The following is a 3,418-nucleotide window of genomic DNA, read 5'->3' on the forward strand; positions in this document are numbered from 1 at the left end:
ACTTCGCCGCCGTCGCCGGTGGCGTCATGCGGGTCGCCGCCGACCCGCGCGTGTCGGTAGGCGTCTTCGCGCCGCTGGTCGGCCTGGCCAGCAGCCGCGGCGCGCAGGTGTTCGGCACCGCCCGGGTGCTCGGCCCGGAGCATCCGGACCGGGCCCACCACTGGGCCGCGTTCCGCTGGGAGAGCGAACACGCCGAGCGCGGCCGGTCACTGGCCGAGCCGCCCGAGGACCCGCTCGTCGTGATCGAGGCCGACCGGATCGTCTACACCGAACACTGGCTGCGCCGCGAGGGCTACGCCCCACGTCAGCACTGGCACCGCTGACTCCGCCCGCCGGACCGGTCCCGCTACGGACCGACGGGGGAGCGGGTGGCGCGCAGCAGATTGCCGGCCAGCCGCAGGTCCGCGCCCTCGACCCGGGCCAGCACGTCGATCCGCTCCACCGTGACAGGTGACCACAGTGGCTCCGGGAACGCCGCGCGCAGGGCGTCGGCGTCCAGACCCCAGCCCTGGCCCGCCTCCGGCGACACCGCCAGCACGAACACCGCCCCGCCGGGCGCGGTCAGGCGCGGCAGCAGCGCCAGGTAGTCGCGTACGGCGGCGCCCCGCCGGTCCAGCGAGTGCAGCAGCCCGGAGTCGAACACCGAGTCGTACGGCACCGGCGGCACCGGGATCGCCGTGGCGTCGCACACCTCGAAACGCGCCGGCAGTCCCGCCGCGGCGGCCTTGGACCGGGCCTGGCCGATCGCCACCGGCGAGATGTCGACGCCTGTCACGTCGAGGCCGCGGCGGGCCAGCGCGAGCGCCAACTCCCCGGTGCCGCAGCCGACGTCGAGCACGCGCGGCCCGCGTACCCCGGTGTCGAGGACCGCGGCGAGCGCCGGCTGCGGACCGCCGATCTCCCACGGCGGCCGTTCGGTGTCCCGGTAGAGGCGGTCGTAGTGGACGTCGTCCGGCTCGTCGGTCATCGCGTACCCCCTCGGTCGGCGCGGCCACCCCCGAGCGTGTCACGCCCGGCGGCCGTCCGTGCCCCGCCGGGGGTCAGAACCGCAGGCGGCGCAGGTAGCGGTAGCCGACCTCAGCGGTCCGTTGCGGCGTCACGTCCGGCGTGTCGTTCTCCACGATGTACTCCAGCACCTGGTGCCCACGGAAGATCCGGGCGAAGTCGATCATCCCGGTGCCCAGGTCGGCCATGTCGCCGGTGGCCGGGTCGCGGTCCTTGACGTGGTACTGCAGGACCCGCTGCGGCGCCGAGCGGATCACGTCGAGCGTGAAGCCCTCCGGGTCGGCGACGCCCTCGCCGGAGGTGATGCCGCCGGTGACCGCCCAGTAGATGTCGATCTCCAGGTGCACCAGTCGCGGGTCGAGTTCCTCGGTCAGCACGTCCCACGGCCGCCGGCCGTTGCCGAAGTCGATGGTGAACTCGTGCGCGTGGTTGTGGTAGCCGTACCGCAGGCCCGCCTTGCGCGCCGCGGCGGCCTCGACGTTCATCTGCTCCGCCCAGCGCTTCCAGTCGTCCTCGCGGTCGGAGTTCAGGTACGGCACCACCATGAACCGCTGGCCCAGCGTACGGGCGTTCGCGATCTTCTGGTCCAGCGCGGCGGCGTCGGCGGCGATGCCGTCGTGGCTGGAGCTGGCCTTGATGCCGATGCCGTCCAGGAAGCGGCGCAACTCCCGGGCGGTACGGCCGAAGTAGCCGAGCGCCAGCTCGACCCGGGGGTAGCCGATGCGGGCCAGGTGCGCCAGCGTCGCGTCGTAGCCGGGGGAGCCGTTGAGCGCGTCGCGGACCGTCCAGAGCTGGAGGCTGATCAACTCCTTCGGCACCGGGCGCCGGCCGTGGTGGTGTCCGCCGGCCTGGGCGGCCGTCGCGCCGAGCCCGGTGGCGAGCCCGATCCCGGCGAGCGCCGCCAGGGAGCCGCGCAGCAGGCCACGCCGGTCAAGTGACTGTTGCAGCGCGGCGTGTCCGTCATGTCCGTAGCACATGGTCGCACTCCTTCGTCGCCTGTGCGCTGACGCTACAAAAGCTATGTCGATATGTCTATGGCTTTTGGTGCTCTGAATCGAACTTTCGGTCGATGCTGCAGAAAGTGGGGGGCTGCGTGTCGCCGGTGCCGCGTGGCAGGCTCGGGGAGTGGCCGCATACGACGTCGCCCTCGTCCTGCTCGTCGACCGGACCGGCGCGATCCTCATGCAGCACCGCGACGGCAACGCGCCGGTGTCTCCGTACCAGTGGAGCCTGCCCGGTGGCAGCATCGAACCCGGCGAGACACCGGAGCAGGCCGCCCGGCGCGAGCTACTGGAGGAGACCGGGCTGACCGCCGGGGAGCTGCACCTGCTGTGGAGCGGTCCCCGCCCGCACGAGGACGGCTTTGCCCACACGGTCACCGTGTACGTCTTCCGTGGCACCACCGACGCGCGCCAGGAGGACGTGGTGCTCGGCGAGGGACAGGCGAGGGTCTTCGTGCCCCGCGACGAGGTGCTCGACCGCGACCTGGCGGTGAGCGCGGCGAAGGTGCTGCCGCTGCACCTCGCGGAGACCGCCTAACGCCCGGTCAGCGCCCCGGCCAGCACGCCGGCGAACCGGGGGAGCAGCTCGTCGTCCGGCAGATGGTGCGGGTTGATCTCGGTGACCGACAACCCGGCGAACTTCGGGCTCGCCACCAGCTCCGCCAGCGTCGCCGCCGCCTCGCCCAGGCTCAGCCCGGACGGCTCCGGCACGTCCGCCAGCGGCGCGTCCACGAAACGCAGCACGTCCACGTCGAAGTGCACCACGAACGTCTCGGCCGCGCCCTCGGCCACCGCCCGGGCCCGGCGCGCCGCCGCCCGCGCGTCGGCGTGCACCTCGTCGGCGGGCACGTACGCCAGCCCCAGTTCCGCCACCAGATCCCGCTCGTGGTCACCCCGGGGCAGCGAGTCCCCGTACACCACCACCCGCTGCGGGGACAGCAGCGGTGCCACCGGCCCGACGCCCGCCACCTCGGGCAGTGTCCCCGGCAGGCCCAGCATGTGGGCCAGCCCCATCGCATCCAGGTTGCCGTTCGCGCGGGTCTCCGGCGTGTAGAGATCCGGGCCGCCGTCCACGTACACCAGCGCGGGCGACAGCCCGGCCCGCGCGCACCCGGCGACCAGGCCGACAGTCACGGTGCAGTCGCCGCCGAGCACCAGCGGCACGCGGCCCCGGCCCAGCGCGCCCGCGACCCGGTCGGCCACCGCCGACGCGACGGCGGCCACCGCGCCCGCGTTCTGCCCCCTCGGGTACGCCGGATCGGGCCGCCACCGGAAGCCCGGCACGTCACCGCAGTCCTCGGCGTCCGCCCCGTCGCGCAGCAGGTCGAGCAGGCCGGCGGCGCGCAGGGCGGCCGGGGCGCGCTCGACCCCCGGGGTGCTGTCGCGGATACACAGCTGACGCTGCCGCCGAA

General features: G+C 74.1%; 4 protein-coding genes and 1 pseudogene. 2 read left to right on the plus strand and 3 right to left on the minus strand.

Annotated features, from left to right (window positions below):
* A pseudogene (locus KBX39_RS26835) lies at positions 1-323 on the plus strand (pyridoxamine 5'-phosphate oxidase family protein); the annotation flags it as partial.
* A gap of 23 nt (positions 324-346) precedes the next feature.
* Here KBX39_RS26835 and KBX39_RS26840 read toward each other — a convergent pair.
* Complete coding sequence (locus tag KBX39_RS26840) at positions 347-967, minus strand: class I SAM-dependent methyltransferase (RefSeq protein WP_209961763.1); 621 nt, start codon at positions 965-967, stop codon at positions 347-349.
* 73 nt (positions 968-1,040) lie between these two features.
* A complete protein-coding gene (locus KBX39_RS26845; protein WP_209961765.1) occupies positions 1,041-1,982 on the minus strand; it encodes a sugar phosphate isomerase/epimerase in 942 nt (313 codons plus the stop codon).
* A gap of 148 nt (positions 1,983-2,130) precedes the next feature.
* On the opposite strand from KBX39_RS26845, the gene KBX39_RS26850 reads away from it, so the two are divergent.
* A complete protein-coding gene (locus KBX39_RS26850) occupies positions 2,131-2,544 on the plus strand; it encodes an NUDIX domain-containing protein (RefSeq protein ID WP_210873129.1) in 414 nt (137 codons plus the stop codon).
* Here the strand turns inward: KBX39_RS26850 and KBX39_RS26855 are convergent.
* Positions 2,541-3,401: an arginase family protein gene (locus tag KBX39_RS26855; RefSeq protein ID WP_210873131.1), complete on the minus strand. Its 861-nt coding sequence runs from the start codon at positions 3,399-3,401 to the stop codon at positions 2,541-2,543. The genes KBX39_RS26850 and KBX39_RS26855 overlap by 4 nt on opposite strands.
* Between the last annotated feature and the right edge of the window lie 17 nt (positions 3,402-3,418).

Origin of the sequence: Micromonospora sp. D75 (assembly GCF_018070405.1) — a bacterium.
GTDB classification, from domain to species: Bacteria; Actinomycetota; Actinomycetes; order Mycobacteriales; family Micromonosporaceae; genus Micromonospora; species Micromonospora chalcea.

Excerpts from the sequence above, each read along its gene's own strand:
- KBX39_RS26840 (WP_209961763.1), bottom strand. The coding sequence starts at position 967 with ATGACCGACGAGCCGGACGACGTCCACTACGACCGCCTCTACCGGGAC.
- KBX39_RS26845 (WP_209961765.1), bottom strand. The coding sequence starts at position 1,982 with ATGTGCTACGGACATGACGGACACGCCGCGCTGCAACAGTCACTTGAC.